14 protein-coding genes are annotated in these 17,253 nt (G+C 54.2%); 7 read left to right on the forward strand and 7 right to left on the reverse strand.

Features of this window, described 5'->3' with window-relative positions; all coding sequences use genetic code 11:
* Positions 1 to 117 precede the first annotated feature (117 nt).
* The 4 genes from WM46_RS06330 to WM46_RS06345 form a co-directional block, all read right to left on the reverse strand.
* On the reverse strand, positions 118 to 1,494 hold the full coding sequence (locus WM46_RS06330) for an efflux transporter outer membrane subunit (RefSeq protein WP_102601753.1): 1,377 nt from the start codon (positions 1,492 to 1,494) through the stop codon (positions 118 to 120).
* Positions 1,491 to 2,573, reverse strand: coding sequence for an HlyD family secretion protein (locus tag WM46_RS06335; protein ID WP_102601754.1), 1,083 nt, complete (start codon positions 2,571 to 2,573; stop codon positions 1,491 to 1,493). The genes WM46_RS06330 and WM46_RS06335 overlap by 4 nt, the downstream gene beginning before the upstream one ends.
* A gap of 41 nt (positions 2,574 to 2,614) precedes the next feature.
* Positions 2,615 to 4,267 (reverse strand): MFS transporter, encoded by a 1,653-nt coding sequence (locus WM46_RS06340; protein WP_410374622.1) that lies wholly within the window; start codon positions 4,265 to 4,267, stop codon positions 2,615 to 2,617.
* A 156-nt stretch (positions 4,268 to 4,423) separates the two neighbouring features.
* A complete protein-coding gene (locus WM46_RS06345; protein WP_061077604.1) occupies positions 4,424 to 5,743 on the reverse strand; it encodes an MFS transporter in 1,320 nt (439 codons plus the stop codon).
* A 389-nt stretch (positions 5,744 to 6,132) separates the two neighbouring features.
* Here WM46_RS06345 and WM46_RS06350 point away from each other — a divergent pair, with 389 nt between their 5' ends.
* Together WM46_RS06350 and aldA are read left to right on the forward strand one after the other, a co-directional pair.
* A complete protein-coding gene (locus tag WM46_RS06350; RefSeq protein WP_102603792.1) occupies positions 6,133 to 6,927 on the forward strand; it encodes a YdcF family protein in 795 nt (264 codons plus the stop codon).
* Positions 6,928 to 7,124: 197 nt separating this feature from the next.
* A complete protein-coding gene (gene aldA, locus WM46_RS06355) occupies positions 7,125 to 8,564 on the forward strand; it encodes an aldehyde dehydrogenase (RefSeq protein WP_102601755.1) in 1,440 nt (479 codons plus the stop codon).
* Positions 8,565 to 8,603: 39 nt separating this feature from the next.
* Here aldA and gap read toward each other — a convergent pair whose 3' ends face one another.
* Entirely contained in the window at positions 8,604 to 9,605 is a 1,002-nt protein-coding gene (gene gap, locus WM46_RS06360) for a type I glyceraldehyde-3-phosphate dehydrogenase (protein WP_102601756.1), read from the reverse strand.
* 188 nt (positions 9,606 to 9,793) lie between these two features.
* Between gap and cybB the strand changes: the two genes are divergently transcribed.
* Positions 9,794 to 10,321 carry a cytochrome b561 gene (cybB, locus tag WM46_RS06365; RefSeq protein WP_061077601.1) on the forward strand — a complete coding sequence of 176 codons (528 nt, stop codon included), beginning with the start codon at positions 9,794 to 9,796 and terminating at the stop codon, positions 10,319 to 10,321.
* Between the two features lie 49 nt (positions 10,322 to 10,370).
* On the opposite strand, the gene WM46_RS26330 is transcribed toward cybB, so the two are convergent.
* Complete coding sequence (locus tag WM46_RS26330; RefSeq protein WP_187394458.1) at positions 10,371 to 11,573, reverse strand: fimbrial protein; 1,203 nt, start codon at positions 11,571 to 11,573, stop codon at positions 10,371 to 10,373.
* A gap of 394 nt (positions 11,574 to 11,967) precedes the next feature.
* Between WM46_RS26330 and WM46_RS06375 the strand changes: the two genes are divergently transcribed.
* The 3 genes from WM46_RS06375 to WM46_RS06390 all read left to right on the forward strand — a co-directional run bounded on the left by WM46_RS06375 (position 11,968) and on the right by WM46_RS06390 (position 15,249).
* Positions 11,968 to 12,243 (forward strand): metal/formaldehyde-sensitive transcriptional repressor, encoded by a 276-nt coding sequence (locus WM46_RS06375; protein WP_061077600.1) that lies wholly within the window; start codon positions 11,968 to 11,970, stop codon positions 12,241 to 12,243.
* 32 nt (positions 12,244 to 12,275) lie between these two features.
* Positions 12,276 to 13,394, forward strand: a complete 1,119-nt coding sequence (locus tag WM46_RS06380) for an S-(hydroxymethyl)glutathione dehydrogenase/class III alcohol dehydrogenase (RefSeq protein ID WP_102601758.1) — start codon at positions 12,276 to 12,278, stop codon at positions 13,392 to 13,394.
* Between the two features lie 166 nt (positions 13,395 to 13,560).
* Positions 13,561 to 15,249, forward strand: a complete 1,689-nt coding sequence (locus WM46_RS06390; RefSeq protein ID WP_102601759.1) for a methyl-accepting chemotaxis protein — start codon at positions 13,561 to 13,563, stop codon at positions 15,247 to 15,249.
* A 44-nt stretch (positions 15,250 to 15,293) separates the two neighbouring features.
* On the opposite strand, the gene WM46_RS06395 is transcribed toward WM46_RS06390, so the two are convergent.
* Entirely contained in the window at positions 15,294 to 16,217 is a 924-nt protein-coding gene (locus WM46_RS06395; protein ID WP_061077597.1) for a LysR substrate-binding domain-containing protein, read from the reverse strand.
* Positions 16,218 to 16,342: 125 nt separating this feature from the next.
* Between WM46_RS06395 and WM46_RS06400 the strand changes: the two genes are divergently transcribed.
* The gene (locus WM46_RS06400; RefSeq protein WP_102601760.1) at positions 16,343 to 17,251 is read left to right on the forward strand and encodes a manganese-dependent inorganic pyrophosphatase; all 909 of its coding nucleotides are present in this window, start codon (positions 16,343 to 16,345) and stop codon (positions 17,249 to 17,251) included.
* Positions 17,252 to 17,253: the final 2 nt, after the last annotated feature.

Here is a 17,253-nt window from a genome sequence, read left to right on the forward strand (position 1 = left end):
TTCGCCTTATCCGGCCTACAAGTTCAATGGTATCGGCGTGGATAACGTGTTCCAGCAAGCGCCGGATGCCATTGCATTGTCCGTAGGCCCGATAAGTACAGCGGCATCGGGCATGGATTACGCGTTCCAGCCCCCACCCAGCGCTTTATACAAATCAATCTGCGCCAGTAGCAGGTTATTCTTCACCTGCACCACGCTGGTCTGCACCGAGAACAGTGTTCGCTGCGCGTCCAGTACGTCGAGATAGGAGGAATAGCCGTTGCGATAGCGGTTTTGCGCGATACGTAAGGTCTCCTGAGCGACCGCCTGCTGCGCCTGTAACTCCTGTAACTGTTCCTGATAACGGGCGATGGCATCCAGACTGTTGTTGACTTCCCTGAAGGCGTTGCGCACGGTTTTCTCATAGCCGTACAGCGCCTGATTCCGTTGCGATTGCGCAATATCCACCTGCGCGTTTAGCGCCTGACGGTTCAACAGCGGCGCAAGAATGCTGCCGCCAAGACTCCATAGCTGGAGGGGGTTATCGAGAAGACCGGGCAGGGTGCGATCCTGTATCGACCCGCCTGCGGTGAGGTTGATCGACGGCAGCAGGCTGGCGCGAGACGCCGCCAGCGAGGCATCGGCGGCAATCAACTGCCGCTCGGCCTGAACAATATCCGGACGGCGGTTAAGCAATGTTGACGGTAATTGTGCAGGAATTTTCAGCGGCGTCAGCGCCTCGAAATCCGCGCTGCGCTCGACGCGTTGCGGGTTCGCGCCGAGCAAAATACTTAGCGCGTTCTCCTGTTGGGCAATCTGATGCTGCAATAGCGGGATTTGCGCGCGCGTGGAGCGCAATTCAGAGTCGGACTGCATCAGCTCAAGCCGCGAACTGTAGCCTGTTTCATACTGCCGTTTCGCCAGATTCAGCGCGTCTTCACGGGATTTTACCGTCGCCTGGGTAACGTCCAGTTGTTCATCAAGCGCCAGCAGCGTGACATACCCGGAGGCCACCGATGACGCGACGGTCAAATCTGCCGCAGCAGCGGCGGCTTTTTGCGCCTCCAGCGAGGCCTGTGCCGCCTGTGCGGTGCTACGATTAACGCCCCAGATATCGACATCATAGCTGGCGGTCAGGCTGCCTTTATACAGCGTACTGTAGATGGGCAGGCCAGTGGCGGCGGACTGCGTGCGGGCACGAGTTCCACCGACGCTGGCATCCAGCGAGGGAAACAGGCTGCCCTCAGCGGCATAAACCTGCGCCTGATATTCATTGATGCGCTCGCGGGCAATCAGCACATCGCTGTTATTTTGCAGCGCCTGATCGACATACTGGTTCAGATAGCGGTCATGAAAATTCCGCCACCATACCTGCTCAGCGGGACTGGCGGGGCCGCCCACTGCTCGCCACGCGGCGGGGATCGCCAGCGACGGTTTCGCGGGCTGAACATCGACAGACTGACAGCCAGCCAGAAGCAGGGCTGCCGCCACGCCCGACAGGGAACGGAGGATCATGGTTTCACCTCCCGGGTATCAATGTGCACCTGCACCGACATACCAGGGCGCAGCAGCGCTACATCTTCAGGTTTGCCAAGCACCGCGACCCGTACCGGAATGCGCTGAGCAATCTTCACAAAGTTACCCGTCGCGTTATCTGGCGTGATGGCGCTAAATTCCCCCCCCGTCGCTGGCGAGATGCTCTCAACGCGGCCTTTATACTGTTTGTCGTTTAAGGCATCGACGCTGAAATTCACCGGCTGTCCGACACGAAGATCTGCCAGTTGCGTCTCTTTGATATTGGCAATCACCCAATGCTGAGGCGGAACCAGCGTGGTGAGATGCGTACCGGCAGTGACGTACGCGCCAAGCCGTACGGCGATTTGCCCAAGCTGACCGTCGCGTGGCGCGGTGATCCGCGTGTTTTGCAGATCAATTACCGCCAGTTCCAGCGTTGCTCTGGCGTTTTCCACATCCGCCTGCAGCGCGTCCCGGTTAACAATGACGGTCTGCAAATCCTGGCGCGACATATCCAGCGTTGCTTTAGCCTGGTCGATATCCGCGCTGCCCTGAGCGGCGCTGGCGAGGGCGGCATCACGTTCGCGTATCGACAGTGAACCATCGGCAGTCAGATCTTTTACCCGCTTCAGATCGGCCTGGGTTTTCAGGCTTTGCGCTTTAGCATTTTTCAGAATGGCTTCGTTGCGTACAATCACGGCTTCTGCGCTTTTACGCTGTTGCTGGTTATTGTTGAGTGCGGCCATTTTCATCGCCAGTTGCGCCTGAGCCTGATGCACCCGTTGACGATAGATACGGTCATCTATCTGCAATAACAGATCGCCTTTTTTAACCTGCACGAAATCCTGCACGTTCACCTGGGTAATATAGCCGTTCACCTGCGGGCTGATAAACGTCGTTTGCCCCCGGACATAGGCGTTATCGGTAAACTGCGTATGGCGGGTAAACGGCGGCAACTGCCACGCATACAGGATCACCAGTACGCCGACGAGGCCAATGGCGGCGGCGGCGAAAATAGAGACAATACGCAAATTATTGCGGGTGTGGGCCTGATCTTTAGCGGCATCCTGCTGACTCATAACTGCTCCTGAGAGAACTCTTTCAACATCATCATGTTCCGTTATTTAGTACCCATGGCTTTCTTCAGTGCCAGATGCGCCGTCACGCGCAGACGCAACAGACGCCAGAAAATCCACACCAGCGTGGCGGTGGCGATGCTGGCCGTCAGCAGGTAAGTATCGTTGTAAGCGAGAATGTTAGCCTCAAGAGCGCTAACGTTCTGGAGTTGCAGTACCGCCTGGGTATTCAACAGCGCGCTGTCGCCAATCAGACTTTTGTACATCTGCGTATAGAGCTGTAGCCGCTCATTCACCAGTGGATTAAGCGTGGTGAGCTGATCGGCCAGCAGACTGGAGTGGTATTTCTCTCGCCAGGTCTGAAAGGTGCCGAGGATTGCCGACCCTAACAGGCCGCCGATATTCTGGCTCATGCCGAACAGCACCGAAAAACTGACCAGATTTCGCGGATCGGCGACCACGCCGCCGATCCCGGCCAGCATCGCCGGGGCGAGAAAGAACGCGCTGCCGAAGCCAAGTAAAAACTGGCTAATCATCAGTTGATCCGGGCGCGTCAGGTTGTTCGACTGGCTGTCCAGCAGTGAGGCAACAATCATCAGCACCAGTGAAGTGACAATGGGCCAGGCAAGTCGCGTCGGTTTAATTGTCAGACAACTGGCGATAATGCCGCAGACAATCCCGGCAAAGATCGACCACGCGAGGTGAGTCATCTGCTCATTCTGTAGTCCGGCGTACTGTAGCCAGCCGATCACGCCGGTGTTTTGCTCCGCCAGTACAATACGGATCAGCAGCATAATCAGCCCGAGACGTAAGATACTGCCGCTCGACAGCCAGCGGGTGTTGAGCAGGGGATTACTGCGGTTATGTTCAAAGGTAATCGCAGCGATGATGAGTACCGTTGCCAGCGCCAGCGACCAGCCGATCCACGGCGCTTCAAACCACCAGTCCAGACGTCCCAGCGACAGCACCGCGCAAATTAACGCCATCCCCGGCGCCAGCAAAATAAACGTGATGAAGTCTTTCTTTTCAAACACCTTTTTACGATCGCCCGGCGGCAGTTTCAGGGCAATGACGCAGCCCAGTGAGATCAGCGCCAGACCCAGCTCAAAAAAGTACAGGCCGCGCCATTCATCAAGCTGTAGCAGTTCGGTCGAAAACAGACGGGCCATCGGGATCGCCAGCGACGAGCCGGTAATGCCGATTGTCAGCGCCTTGAGACGGTGTTTCGCGGGCCACGCCTGAATCTGGTAATAAATCCCCAGTGAACTGAGCGCGGCGGCGACCATGCCGTGCGCGGCGCGCACCATCAGCGCGGAACTCAGGTCGTTAACGAACAGGTGGAAGAAGGTGACCAGCACGTAGAGAACCAGAAACCCTTCGGTGAATGCCCGCAATCCGTATTGCTGGCGAAATTTCACCAGCAGCAGGTTAATTGAAACGTTGGTCATCACGTAGACCGCGGGTAGCCAGGCGATCTCCGTTGACCAGGCTGCAAAGGTTCCCTGCAAATTTTGCAGGTTGGCGGAGACCATCGCGTTGCCTAATGCCCCCGTCAGACACACCAGCAGGCCAACCACACCATAAGCGATACGCTTTGGCGTGCTGTGAACAGGCGTTGAGGGAGAGCCCAGCAGAGCCGGCTTTTCGTGAGGCTGCCAGTCGCGAGGCGCGTAGGGATCGCGTTGCGGCAGACGCATAAGGTTTTTTACCTTCATTGAATCTATTGGTTAGCAGGCTAATGGTAATGTATGTTACGTAAATAATAAGTCAAGTGAATAGGAAAACGCCTGGTAAATCAAATGTTCCGTGCAGGTATTACATCAAAGCGGCCAGAGGATCTGGCCGCAAAGGGATTACAACTCGTTAGGCTGGGCGTTGATCGCCGGGCTACGCTTCACCCGACTGGCAAAGAAAATGGCAACCAGTGATATCGCCACGGTGGTAAGCAGATACCACGCCACGGGCACCCAGTCGCCGTCATATTTCGCCAGCAACCCGGTAGCGATAAGGGGAGCGGTACCGCCCGCCAGCGCGGCGCCAATCTGGTAGCCGAGAGTGATGCCAGTGTAGCGAACGTTAGCGCTGAAAATTTCAGAACACAGCGTTCCCAGCACCGCGGTCACCGGTGCCCACAGCACGCCGAACATCACGATTGTCGCCAGCATAATGCCCCAGGTAGTACCGGTATTCAGCAACAGGAACCATGGCACAATAAACAGGCCGAGCAGGGCGACGCTGATGGCATACATCCGTTTGCGGCCAATTTTGTCCGACAGCAACCCCATCAGCGGGATCATTACCGTAGCAATCAGTGCGCCAACGGTGACGGCTTCCAGCACCTGGGACTTCTGATAACTCAGTGTGCTGGTGGCATAGCTGACCACAAAGGTCGAGAAAATATAGAACGGCGCGGTTTCTACCACCTTCAGACCCGCGGCAATCAGCACTTCACGCCAGTGATGAGTCAGCGTATCGCGCAGCGGCGCTTTGGCAACCTGACCCGATGCTTTGACTTTTTTGAAGTCTGGCGTTTCATCGATATCCCGACGGATCCACAGTCCTAACAGCACCAGCACAGAACTCAGCAGGAACGGAATACGCCAGCCCCAGGAGAGGAAATCTTCCTCGCTAAACAGAGTCATCAGCGAGACGATAAACGTCGCCATCAGCATGCCAATGGTCACGCCTGCCTGCGGAATACTGCCGAAGAAGCCTTTGCGTTTTTCCGGCGCGTACTCATAGGCCAGCAGCAGTGCGCCACCCCATTCGCCACCAATGCCCATCCCCTGAATGATGCGCATCAGGATAAGCAGAATGGGGGCCCAGATACCGATCATCTCATAGGTGGGCAACAGACCGATCATCACCGTCGCGCCGCCCATCAGGGAAAGCGTCAGTACCAGCGTTTTCTTACGCCCGATGCGATCGCCGATGTGGGCGAAAATTACCCCGCCAATCGGGCGAATAAAAAAGGTCAGCGAGAAGGAGAGGTACGAGAGGATCAAACCGATTACCGGGTCGACCATCGGGAAGAAAATCTTGTTAAACACCAGCGCTGCCGCGGTGCCATACAGAAAGTAGTCGAACCACTCAATCGCACTGCCGGTCAGACTGGCGACGAGTACCTTCTTATTTTTCTTCAGAATAACCGTACTGCTTTCATGGGTTGTCATTAACTTAAAACCTCCGCCAGAGAACAAAAAGGTGTCACCTGGCAGTGCGACAGGTGCAACCTGTTACGTTAAAAGGTTGTGAAATTGTTAATCAAACTAGGTGTGTTAGTAACATTTAACAAGAGGAGACACGCCGTAATGGGCTAAAAAGAGAGCATTTTGCCAGGATGATTTTCTACAATTGCAGAATAAATGACGTTAATCGTTCATTAGATGACAATTAAACAGGATAATATGCAGGTGCAACCGCCCGATTTTTAGATGTTTTGTGTTATTTCACTAAGATGACAAAAAAAGCGTCGAAATATCAATCATCAGCCTTTCAGAGAGATCTACTGTTTATTCAGCGTGGGTACGGTACTCTGCTGAAATATGAGGAGGAGCTTATGATGCAACCGTTCCCGAGACTTTCCGCCACCACCCTTGAGGCGATCAATACGGTGGGACAGTGGCTGGCGCAGGATGATTTCTGCGCAGGGCCCGCTTACCCGGCAGACTGCGTGGTACTGGCGGGCAATGCCGTCATCCCGACAATTGACGCAGCCTGCCAGATTGCCCAACAGCAAGACGTTCCGCTGCTCATCGCTGGTGGGATTGGTCACTCCACGACCTTCCTGTATGCCGCCGTTGCCCAACATCCACGCTACAACACGATCCAGACGACCGGACGCGCCGAAGCCGCCATCCTGGCGGATATTGCCCGGCAGTTCTGGCACATTCCCGCAGACAAAATCTGGCTGGAAGATCAATCAAGCAACTGCGGAGAGAACGCCCGTTTTAGTGCGCAGATCATCGCGCAGGCTGCAACGCCGATTAACACGGCCATTGTGGTACAGGATCCCACGATGCAGCGACGTACCGTGGCGACCTTTCGCCGGGTCACCCGTGACGACCCGGACGCGCCGCGCTGGCTGAGCCATCCCGGGGTTACGCCTGTATTGTGTCAGCAGGAGGACGATATCGTGTTCGCTAATGACCCTGGCGGTCTGTGGACCGTCGATCGCTATTTAGCGCTGGTGGTGGGTGAAATCCCGCGCTTGCGCAATGATGAAACCGGCTATGGTCCTCGGGGGAGCGACTTCATTGTGCATGTGGATTTTCCGCCGGAGGTCGAGGCCGCGTGGCAGATCCTGCAACAGGATACGGCGCTGAATGACACGATGAACCACCGTTCGTTACGCTAAACCCTGCCCGTTTGGGAGCGTTTTCTCTCAAACGGGCAAAACAAAAATGCCTGCGTTTTCGTTCTCCCCAGCCTGACCCCTCTCTTTTATGAAGCAGTTCACAGAATCACGACGCCAGCCGGGATCGCGGAGGCATGATTGATATTTATTAACAATAGTTTTACCTGTTAAAAACAATTCAATCACAGGAGTAGCGCATGTCAGTACCCGTACAACATCCTATGTATATCGATGGACAGTTTGTGACCTGGCACGAGGATGCCTGGATTGATGTCGTCAACCCGGCGACGGAAGAGGTGATTTCGCGTATTCCAGATGGTCGTGCAGAAGACGCGCGCAAAGCCATTGCAGCGGCAGACCGCGCTCAGGCTGAGTGGGAAGCGCTGCCGGCGATCGTTCGCGCCGGCTGGCTGCGCAAAATTGCCGCCGGGATCCGTGAACGTGCTGGCGAAATCAGCGCCTTAATTGTTGCGGAAGGAGGCAAAATTCAGCAACTGGCAGAGGTGGAAGTCTCTTTTACTGCCGACTATCTCGATTATATGGCGGAGTGGGCTCGTCGCTATGAAGGTGAAATACTGCAGAGCGACCGTCCCGGCGAGAATATTTTGCTGTTTAAGCGCGCGCTGGGGGTCACCACCGGGATCCTGCCGTGGAATTTCCCGTTCTTTCTGATTGCCCGTAAGCTGGCTCCGGCACTGCTGACCGGGAACACTATCGTGATTAAGCCCAGTGAATTCACGCCCAATAACGCGATTGCGTTTGCCAAAATCGTTGATGAGATTGGTCTGCCGCGCGGTGTGTTTAACCTGGTGCTGGGGCGTGGTGAAACCGTCGGCCAGGAGCTGGCGGGTAATCCGAAAGTGGCGATGGTCAGCATGACCGGTAGCGTGGCGGCGGGTGAAAAGATTATGGCGACGGCGGCGAAGAATATCACCAAAGTATGCCTGGAGCTGGGTGGCAAGGCGCCAGCCATTGTGATGGATGATGCCGATCTTGAACTGGCGGTCAAAGCGATTGTGGATTCCCGCGTCATCAATACCGGGCAGGTCTGTAACTGCGCTGAGCGCGTCTACGTACAAAAAGGGATTTATGACCAGTTTGTGAACCGCCTCGGCGAAGCCCTGAAAGCGGTACCGTTCGGCAACCCTGGCGAGCGTAACGACATCGCCATGGGCCCACTGATCAATGCCGCCGCTCTGCAACGTGTGGAGCAGAAAGTGGCGAGGGCGGTACAGGAAGGGGCGCGGGTGGCGCTTGGTGGCAAAGCCGTTGAGGGCAAAGGTTACTACTATCCGCCAACGCTGCTGTTGGATGTCCGCCAGGAGATGGCCATCATGCACGAAGAGACCTTTGGTCCGGTGCTGCCTGTGGTGGTCTTCAACACGCTGGAGGAGGCTATCGCGATGGCGAATGACAGTGATTACGGCCTGACGTCGTCTATTTATACGCAGAATCTCAACATCGCGATGAAAGCCATTAAAGGGCTGAAGTTTGGTGAAACCTATATTAATCGCGAGAACTTTGAAGCGATGCAGGGCTTCCATGCGGGCTGGCGTAAGTCGGGGATTGGCGGCGCAGACGGCAAGCACGGGCTGAACGAGTATCTGCAAACCCAGGTCGTCTATTTGCAGTCCTGATCGGCGGAGAAGGGCGGAGGTTTCCCTCCGCCTTCATGCCTACAGTTTGACGAACTTATCAAGGGTACGGATCAATTGCGTCACGAATCCGTATTCGTTGTCGTACCAGGCCACGGTTTTTACCAGTTGCAGATCGCCCACCTCGGTGATTTCGGTCTGGGTGGCATCAAATACGGAACCAAAGTGCGAACCGATAACGTCTGAGGAGACAATTTCTTCATTGGTATAGCCAAAAGAGTCATTGTTGTGCGTCGCTTTCTTCAACGCGTTGTTAACCTCTTCCGCCGTCACTTTCTTCGCCAGAATCGACACCAGTTCAGTGACAGAACCGGTTTTCACCGGCACGCGTTGAGCATGACCTTTCAGCTTGCCGCTGAGATCCGGGATAACGAGACCAATCGCTTTTGCCGCGCCCGTGGTATGCGGAATAATGTTTTCAGCGGCCGCACGCGATGCGCGCAGATCTTTGCCACGTGGACCGTCCACCAGCGACTGCGTGCCGGTGTAGGCGTGAATCGTGGTCATGGTGCCCACTTTAATACCAAAGTTGTCGTGCAGCGCTTTAGCCATCGGCGCCAGGCAGTTGGTGGTGCAGGAAGCCACCGAGACAATCACATCACTGGCATTCAGCGTGTCATCGTTAACGTTGTAGACAATGGTCTTCATATCGCCCGCAGGCGCGGAGATCAGCACTTTTTTCGCGCCAGCATCGATATGCGCCTGAGACTTTTCAGTTGAGGTATAAAAGCCGGTGCATTCAATAATGACGTCCGCCCCTTTCGCTTTCCACGGGATATTTTTGGCGTCTTTTTCTGCATAAACCGCGATCGTTTTGCCATCAACAATCAGCGCGTCTTCGGTAAAGTCAACGCTCCAGGGGAACGGACCGTAGTTAGAGTCATGCTTAAGCAGATAGGCAAGGATTTTAGGGGAGGTGAGGTCGTTGATCGCGACCACATCAACATCGCTTTTGACTTCCAGTAACCGACGCAACACCAGGCGACCAATACGACCAAAACCGTTAATGCCAATTTTACTCATGATTAACTCCTGTGAGGATGTAGCGGATACACTTTTTTCCCTTCCAGGCTTAGTTCAGTATGGCGGGGTGAGCAATCGCCGTTTTTGTCGTAAAGGCTAACTGACTGATAAGCGGTGAAGAAAAGTTAATGAATTTTTAACAAAAGCTCGCTATGTTGTCGCTTTATTGTTTTTACTCAGGAAGTGTTATGGGCAATAAGTACTCAAGCCTGCAGATTGGCATCCACTGGCTGGTCTTTTTACTGGTGATTGTCGCCTACTGCGCGATGGAGTTCCGGGGCTTTTTCCCACGAAGCGATCGTCCTCTCATTAATATGATTCATGTGTCCTGTGGGATCGCTATTCTGGTACTGATGGTGGCGCGTCTGCTGATCAGACTGAAATATCCGGCTCCTCCTATCGTGCCCAAACCGAAGCCGATGATGACCGGACTGGCGCATCTGGGGCATCTGGTGATTTATCTGTTATTCATTGTGCTGCCATTAATCGGCATCGTGATGATGTACAACCGTGGTAATCCGTGGATGGCCTTTGGTCTGGTGATGCCGCATGCGGCAGAAGGGAACTTTGATCTGGTGGATACGCTGAAATCCTGGCATATCACGCTGGCGAATCTCGGTTACTTTGTCATTGCGCTGCACGCCGCCGCCGCGTTGATGCACCATTATTTCTGGAAAGACAATACGTTGCTGCGCATGATGCCGCGTAAGCGATAGCGTGATTTTTGCCGGCGCGGGGAGGGGAATAGGTCCCCGCGCAGAACACTTACTGATAGTTAGAGATGACCTGTACGACCGCATTCGCCGGACCGGGTTGCGTATCGCCGGTGGTACGAATATAGCGAGCCGCCATTTTTATGGTGTTATCGGTACCGTTAAAACCGTTGCCGCCAATGTCTGTATCTCCCGCACCGAATCCTGCGTTAAGTTTATTGGCATCAATATAGCTGTTTAATATCACCGGATTCAGTGGTTCTTCAGAATTTTGCGTACTGTAATCACCCCAGGCCAGTTGAATCCCGTAGCCTTGCGCACCGGTTCCGTCGAGCGCAATAATGCCCCGGTTAGGGTCAATTGGTGTGATATAAGGGACGATGCTGATTTGGACCCGACCATTTTTTTTATTATTTTTGGTAATTGATGCTTTGGGGTCAAGATTATACGGATAACTATAACCATTTCCAGAGTTCGCGGCACCATTATATCCCATGCCATCGGGGCAAATTAATTTGAAACTGGCATCTTTCCAGTTTGAATGACTGCCAACACCGTCATACTCGCCCATATTGACGTTAACATTATCCCCTTCGATATTGCAGGTGCCGGGTTGAAACATCATAGTGACTGTTAATATTCTGGAGCTGCTTAAGTATGCTGCTTTGTCGCTAGCTATCCTGTCAGCATGTGAACTTGTGTACGTAGTACCTGAATACATGTATATGACTGCAGCCTCCAGTCCTGTTACGGTGATAGGCCCGGAATTCATGGGGATTTCCCCTGGGATTTTCCACAATTTTACGTCTGCCCAAAAGCCATAACCAAGAGTTGTTGGAGCGTAGTATACAGTGGAGGGATATGATTTTATGGCAGCGTTGTTAACCTGGCTGGCTGATATAGACATACCAATGCCGGAAACATTGGTGCTATAAATGGCAGAACCACTGATGGTACCTACGGGTTGTGCTTGAGTAAGTAAGGTGTAATACATATTATTGTGGCCGCTTGAACAAGTCGCTGTAGACATCCCAATATCTGCATGTACAGAATAAAGCACTTGCCAGTCTGGAATATTATTGCCCAGTGTTATTGTCAAATTGGATGATTGTAGTTCAAAAGGAATGTGGATTTCAGACCATTGGTCATAGTTGTTACCACCACTGGCAGTAGATGGTTCGCAATTAATCACCGTTGCAAAGACCGATGTTACATGCAAAAAGAAGAATAAAAGAACAAATCGTAAGCGATACATGGCAGTACCTTTTGATAAGTGAAAGTAAAACGCTGGATTTGACTCTCCATGTATTGACCGAAGCAGGTGGAATGTAGAACAACTCAGATGCGTAATCTTTTAAAAGATCATCTGATAAAAATAATTTCGTCGACTGCTAATGTTATTTTAGCGGTGTCACTATAGCTCTTATTGACTGTTCGTTTTATTTTATGTAGTCCAGATTTGGACTGAGATATAAGGGTAGTGGTAAGGAAATGTCTATCAATTCCTTCTATTGCATATGAGAAAATTACGCTAGCGAGCGAAAATATTGGGTGATTTTCATTGTGGCGTTTGATCCTTACCCGCATTCTCCTTTTCATTCTCATCATAATGCTGTTACTATACCCCCCTATAGTATCAAGGAGAGCATATGCCGCATTCACCCGCAGATAAAAAACGTATTCTGACTCGCGTCCGGCGCATTCGGGGGCAGGTGGATGCCCTGGAGCGTGCGCTGGAGTCCGGCGAACCTTGCCTGGCTATCCTGCAACAAATCGCCGCGGTCCGCGGTGCGTCCAACGGTTTAATGGGCGAAATGGTTGAGATCCACCTGAAAGATGAGCTGGTCAGCGGTGAAACCACCCCTGACCAGCGCGCGGTGCGTATGGCTGAAATCGGCCACCTTCTTCGCGCTTATCTAAAATAAACACATCACCTCGCAATAAAGGGAAGAGACAGATGAAATCACGTGCAGCAGTCGCGTTTGGCCCCGGTCAGCCGCTCAAAATTGTTGAGATTGACGTCGCACCGCCGAAAAAAGGCGAAGTTCTGGTTAAAATTACCCACACCGGCGTTTGCCACACTGACGCATTTACGCTGTCTGGCGACGATCCGGAAGGGGTTTTCCCGGCGGTACTGGGGCATGAAGGCGGCGGTGTGGTGGTTGAAGTCGGCGAAGGCGTGACCAGCCTGAAACCGGGCGACCATGTTATCCCGCTGTATACCGCCGAATGTGGCGAGTGCAAATTCTGTAAATCCGGGAAGACCAATCTCTGTCAGGCCGTGCGCGCCACTCAGGGAAAAGGCCTGATGCCGGATGGCACCACCCGTTTTTCTTACAACGGCGAACCTGTCTATCACTACATGGGCACCAGCACCTTCAGCGAATACACCGTATGTGCGGAAATCTCACTGGCGAAAGTCAACCCGCAAGCACCTCTGGATAAGGTTTGTCTGCTGGGTTGTGGCGTCACGACGGGCATCGGTGCCGTGCATAACACCGCGAAAGTCAAAGAGGGCGATACCGTTGCCGTGTTTGGCCTTGGCGGGATCGGTCTGGCGGTGATCCAGGGCGCTGTACAGGCGAAAGCGGGGCGTATTATTGCTGTCGATACCAACCCGGAAAAATTCACACTGGCGGGTGAAATGGGCGCAACTGACTTCATTAACCCGAAAGACTATGACAAACCGATCCAGGAAGTGATTGTTGAGCTCACCGACGGCGGCGTCGACTTTAGCTTCGAATGTATCGGTAATGTCAACGTGATGCGTGCGGCGCTGGAATGCTGCCATAAAGGATGGGGCGAGAGCATCATCATTGGCGTAGCCGGCGCGGGCCAGGAGATTAAAACTCGTCCGTTCCAGCTGGTGACAGGCCGCGTCTGGCGCGGTTCCGCGTTTGGCGGCGTCAAAGGGCGTACCCAGTTACCGGGCATGGTGGAAGAGGCAATGGCCGGGAAAATCCAGCTGGATCCGTTCATTACCCATCGTCTGCCGCTGGAGCAAATCAACGACGCGTTTGACCTGATGCACGAAGGTAAATCCATCCGTACCGTTATCCATTTCGGCGATAACTGATTCATCCGCCAGCGGAAATCACCGCTGGCGCTTTCCTTTTTTTAACATAAATGTTGTCAAACTGTGACGAAAACGGCGCTTTTCCCGGTAAGTAAAATTCGCGGAATGCCGATGACTATCTTACGGGCGCGTATTACGCATTAATCCTACAAGAGAGTCGACGGTCATGGACAACACATCATCGATGCAAGCACCACATAAGCTGGGCTTTTTGCATCACATCAGGCTGGTTCCGCTGTTTTCCTCCATTCTCGGTGGCATCCTTTTACTGTTCGCGCTGAGCTCAGGTCTGGCGGGCTACTTTCTCATGCAGGCTGACCGCGATCAGCGGGATGTGACGGATGAGATCCAGGTGCGCATGGGATTATCGAACAGTTCGAACCACCTGCGTACCGCGCGAATCAACATGATTCATGCCGGCGCGGCGAGCCGAATTGCTGAAATGGATGACATGAAAGCCAATATTGCGGCGGCGGAAAAGCGTATTAAGCAGTCTGAAGAAGGGTTTAACATTTACATGGCGCGCAAGGTGAAAACCCCTGCGGACGAAGCGCTGGATGGCGAACTGGAGAGCAGTTTCAAAGCCTATGTTGCAGGAATGCAACCGATGCTCAAGTACGCCAAAAACGGCATGTTTGAAGCGATTATCAACCACGAAAGCGAACACGCAAGACAACTGGATGACAGTTACAACAAGGTCCTGCTGAAGGCGATCGAACTGCGCATGGCGCGCGCTAACCAGTTAAGCGAGCAGGCGCATCAGCGCACGCAAATGGGCATGATATTCATGATTGGCGCTTTTGGTCTGGCGCTGGTGCTGACGTTGATGACGTTTATCGTTCTGCGTCGTACCGTCATTCAGCCGTTGCAGCATGCTGCGCAGCGTATTGAGCAAATTGCCGCCGGCGATCTCACCATGCAGGATGAACCTACCGGGCGTAGCGAGATTGGGCGTCTGAGTCGTCACCTGCAACAAATGCAGCGTTCGCTGGTGCAAACGGTCGGATCGGTACGTCAGGGGGCAGAAGAGATTTATCGCGGTACCAGCGAAATCTCGGCGGGCAATACCGACTTGTCTTCACGCACCGAAGAGCAGGCGGCGGCGATCGAGCAAACGGCGGCCAGCATGGAAGAGTTGACCGCGACGGTGAAACAAAACGCTGATAACGCGCACCATGCCAGCAAACTGGCGGAAGACGCGTCCGGCAAAGCCAGCCGTGGCGGGCAGATGGTCTCCGGCGTGGTCCAGACGATGGGCAATATTTCAACCAGTTCGAAGAAGATCTCTGAGATCACCGCGGTTATCAACAGCATCGCTTTCCAGACCAATATTCTGGCGCTCAACGCCGCAGTAGAAGCCGCGCGTGCCGGTGAGCAAGGGCGTGGATTCGCCGTGGTCGCCAGTGAGGTCCGCACGCTGGCCAGTCGCAGCGCCCAGGCGGCGAAAGAGATTGAAGGGCTGATCAGCGAATCCGTCCGTCTCATCGATCAAGGTTCTGGTGAAGTGGTCGCGGCGGGGAACACGATGACCGATATCGTGGAGGCGGTAAAACGCGTCACCGATATCATGCTGGAAATCGCAGCGGCGTCGGACGAGCAGAGCCGTGGGATCGTGCAGGTCAGCCAGGCCATCTCTGAGATGGACAAAGTGACTCAGCAGAACGCTTCGCTGGTGGAAGAAGCCTCTGCGGCGGCGGCATCGCTGGAAGAACAGGCGGCACGGCTGACGGAAGCAGTGGGGACGTTTCGCTTACAGGGCGGACGGACGAGCAAGCGCGTACTGACAACAAACACCCCCGTTCAGCCTCTGGCACAGCCGGTTACCGATCACGGGGATAACTGGGAAACCTTCTAAGCGCCATTGCCGGGTGAAGGCGCAAAGGCGCCTCATCCGGCCTGTTATAACGGCATCGATTTACGGATAGCGGCAATTAAGCGTTGCGCGCCAGAAGAGAGCGATGAATCCACGCGGGTGAGAATTCCGATCGGCTCGCCTGCGCCCTGCGTTGGTACAGGCAACGAAACCAGCGTCGCCTGGCGCAAATCCTCTTTCACCGCGCCTGACGGCACAAACCAGACGTAGTTATAATCAACCGTTAACTGACGCGACAGCGATGCGGAGAGCGTCTCAATGCAGCCAGTTGGCATCTTACAGCCCTGGCTTTGCAACAGCGTCTCGGCATTCTGCCGCGGTACAGTGCCTTTTGGCGAGACAACCACGGGCCACTCCATTACGCGACTCAGCGTCACGTTTTCCTGCAATAGCGGGTGATTAGGGCGCACGACCAGCTTTAATGACTCGAGAAAAAGCAGCTCATAATTGAGGCCGCTCATCAGTTCCGGATCGGACATCCGGCCAATGCCGATGTCGATCTCGCCGGATTTCAGGCCCGCCAGCAGCATGGTGTTGTTCATCGTCGCCACCTGCAGCGTGGTCTCTTTTTGCTGCTGATGAAACTGACCGATGACCGACGGAAGAATACCCAGCGCGGCGGTCGGTAGCGCGCCTATTCTTACCACATCATTGTTAAGACCTTCTTTACGATTCAGCGCCTGCCCGGCGGTGTTGAGCGCATCAAGCACTTTCACCGCGTGGGTTAAGAACTGCTCGCCAGGTAACGTCAGCTGCGCCCCGAGCCGTCCGCGTTCAAAGAGGCGGGTGCCGGTCAGTTGCTCCAGTTCGTTAAGCGTTTTGGAAAGCGCAGGCTGGCTGAGGTTAAGGGTTTCGGCTGCGCGCCCCAGGGTTCCTTGTTGAGCGACAGCGACAAATGTATGAAGATGGCGCAATCGGATGCGCTGACTGAACAGACTATTTTTTTCCATAAGCGATGTTAAGAACAGAGCGATGCCAGTGACAAGTAAAGTTGTTTGTTTTTGATAACTTGATTGCAAAATATTATTAACATTTAACTTATTTAAGTAACAGCACTTTCTCTTCGGAGGCGAAAATGATCCATGTCGTAGGCCACCTTAATCCGGACAGTGACGCCATTTGCACCGCTTTTATGGCTGCCCGCTGGTTGAACATGCGCGGACGTCAGGCCACGGCCTGGCGCCTGGGTGAGCCCAATCGTGAAACCCAATTTCTGTTCAAACGCGCGGGGCTGGACATGCCGCCGTTGCTGGCGATGCCGCTGACAGACCTCGACGTCTGGCTGGTGGATTTCACCGAGCCAACGCAGGGACCGGAAACCCTCCAGACGAGCAATATCGTGGGTATTATCGACCATCACCGTCTGGGTGGACTGGTGACCCGTTTGCCGCCAGAAGTCTGGGTAAAACCGGTGGGCAGCAGCGCCACGCTGCTATGGCAATTGATGAACCCGGAGGACAGGGCGCAGATAACGTCTGCGCAGGCGCTATTACTACTGGGCGCGATACTGAGTGACACCGTCACGTTGCGCTCGCCGACCACCACGGAGGATGACCGTCTGGCCGTTGAAGCACTGACGACGCTTGCCGGGGTTGAGCTGGCGGCGTTCAGCGCTGACCTGTTGAGTGCCAAAACCAGCGTCGAAGGATTAAGCGCCAGTGAACTGCTGCAAAAAGATATCAAGCGTTTCACCATCAAGGGTCAGCAGGTGAGCGTTGCGCAGATCGAACTGTATGCGTTGAGCCAGGTCGCCGACGTGATGGACGCCCTGCGTGAAGAGATGGCCGATTATGCGACCCGCAGCGGAGTGGATCTGGTGGTGCTGATGTTGACTGACATCAACGCTGGCAATTCGCAGCTCTGGTTTGCCGGTCCGCGGCAACTGGAAGTGGCGCAACCGGTGACAGTAGAAGGGATGTTGAGCCGCAAGAAACAGATGCTGCCGTGGCTGGAAAGCCATGTCGCGAAAACAGACCAGGCCTGACA

The organism is Citrobacter freundii complex sp. CFNIH2 (assembly GCF_002880615.1).
Lineage (GTDB): Bacteria > Pseudomonadota > Gammaproteobacteria > Enterobacterales > Enterobacteriaceae > Citrobacter_A > Citrobacter_A amalonaticus_F.

Excerpts from the sequence above, each read along its gene's own strand:
- aldA (WP_102601755.1), top strand. The coding sequence starts at position 7,125 with ATGTCAGTACCCGTACAACATCCTATGTATATCGATGGACAGTTTGTG.
- WM46_RS06400 (WP_102601760.1), top strand. The coding sequence starts at position 16,343 with ATGATCCATGTCGTAGGCCACCTTAATCCGGACAGTGACGCCATTTGC.
- WM46_RS06375 (WP_061077600.1), top strand. The coding sequence starts at position 11,968 with ATGCCGCATTCACCCGCAGATAAAAAACGTATTCTGACTCGCGTCCGG.
- WM46_RS06395 (WP_061077597.1), bottom strand. The coding sequence starts at position 16,217 with ATGGAAAAAAATAGTCTGTTCAGTCAGCGCATCCGATTGCGCCATCTT.
- cybB (WP_061077601.1), top strand. The coding sequence starts at position 9,794 with ATGGGCAATAAGTACTCAAGCCTGCAGATTGGCATCCACTGGCTGGTC.
- WM46_RS06335 (WP_102601754.1), bottom strand. The coding sequence starts at position 2,573 with ATGAGTCAGCAGGATGCCGCTAAAGATCAGGCCCACACCCGCAATAAT.
- WM46_RS26330 (WP_187394458.1), bottom strand. The coding sequence starts at position 11,573 with ATGTATCGCTTACGATTTGTTCTTTTATTCTTCTTTTTGCATGTAACA.
- WM46_RS06380 (WP_102601758.1), top strand. The coding sequence starts at position 12,276 with ATGAAATCACGTGCAGCAGTCGCGTTTGGCCCCGGTCAGCCGCTCAAA.
- WM46_RS06330 (WP_102601753.1), bottom strand. The coding sequence starts at position 1,494 with ATGATCCTCCGTTCCCTGTCGGGCGTGGCGGCAGCCCTGCTTCTGGCT.
- gap (WP_102601756.1), bottom strand. The coding sequence starts at position 9,605 with ATGAGTAAAATTGGCATTAACGGTTTTGGTCGTATTGGTCGCCTGGTG.
- WM46_RS06340 (WP_410374622.1), bottom strand. The coding sequence starts at position 4,267 with ATGCGTCTGCCGCAACGCGATCCCTACGCGCCTCGCGACTGGCAGCCT.
- WM46_RS06390 (WP_102601759.1), top strand. The coding sequence starts at position 13,561 with ATGGACAACACATCATCGATGCAAGCACCACATAAGCTGGGCTTTTTG.
- WM46_RS06345 (WP_061077604.1), bottom strand. The coding sequence starts at position 5,743 with ATGACAACCCATGAAAGCAGTACGGTTATTCTGAAGAAAAATAAGAAG.
- WM46_RS06350 (WP_102603792.1), top strand. The coding sequence starts at position 6,133 with ATGCAACCGTTCCCGAGACTTTCCGCCACCACCCTTGAGGCGATCAAT.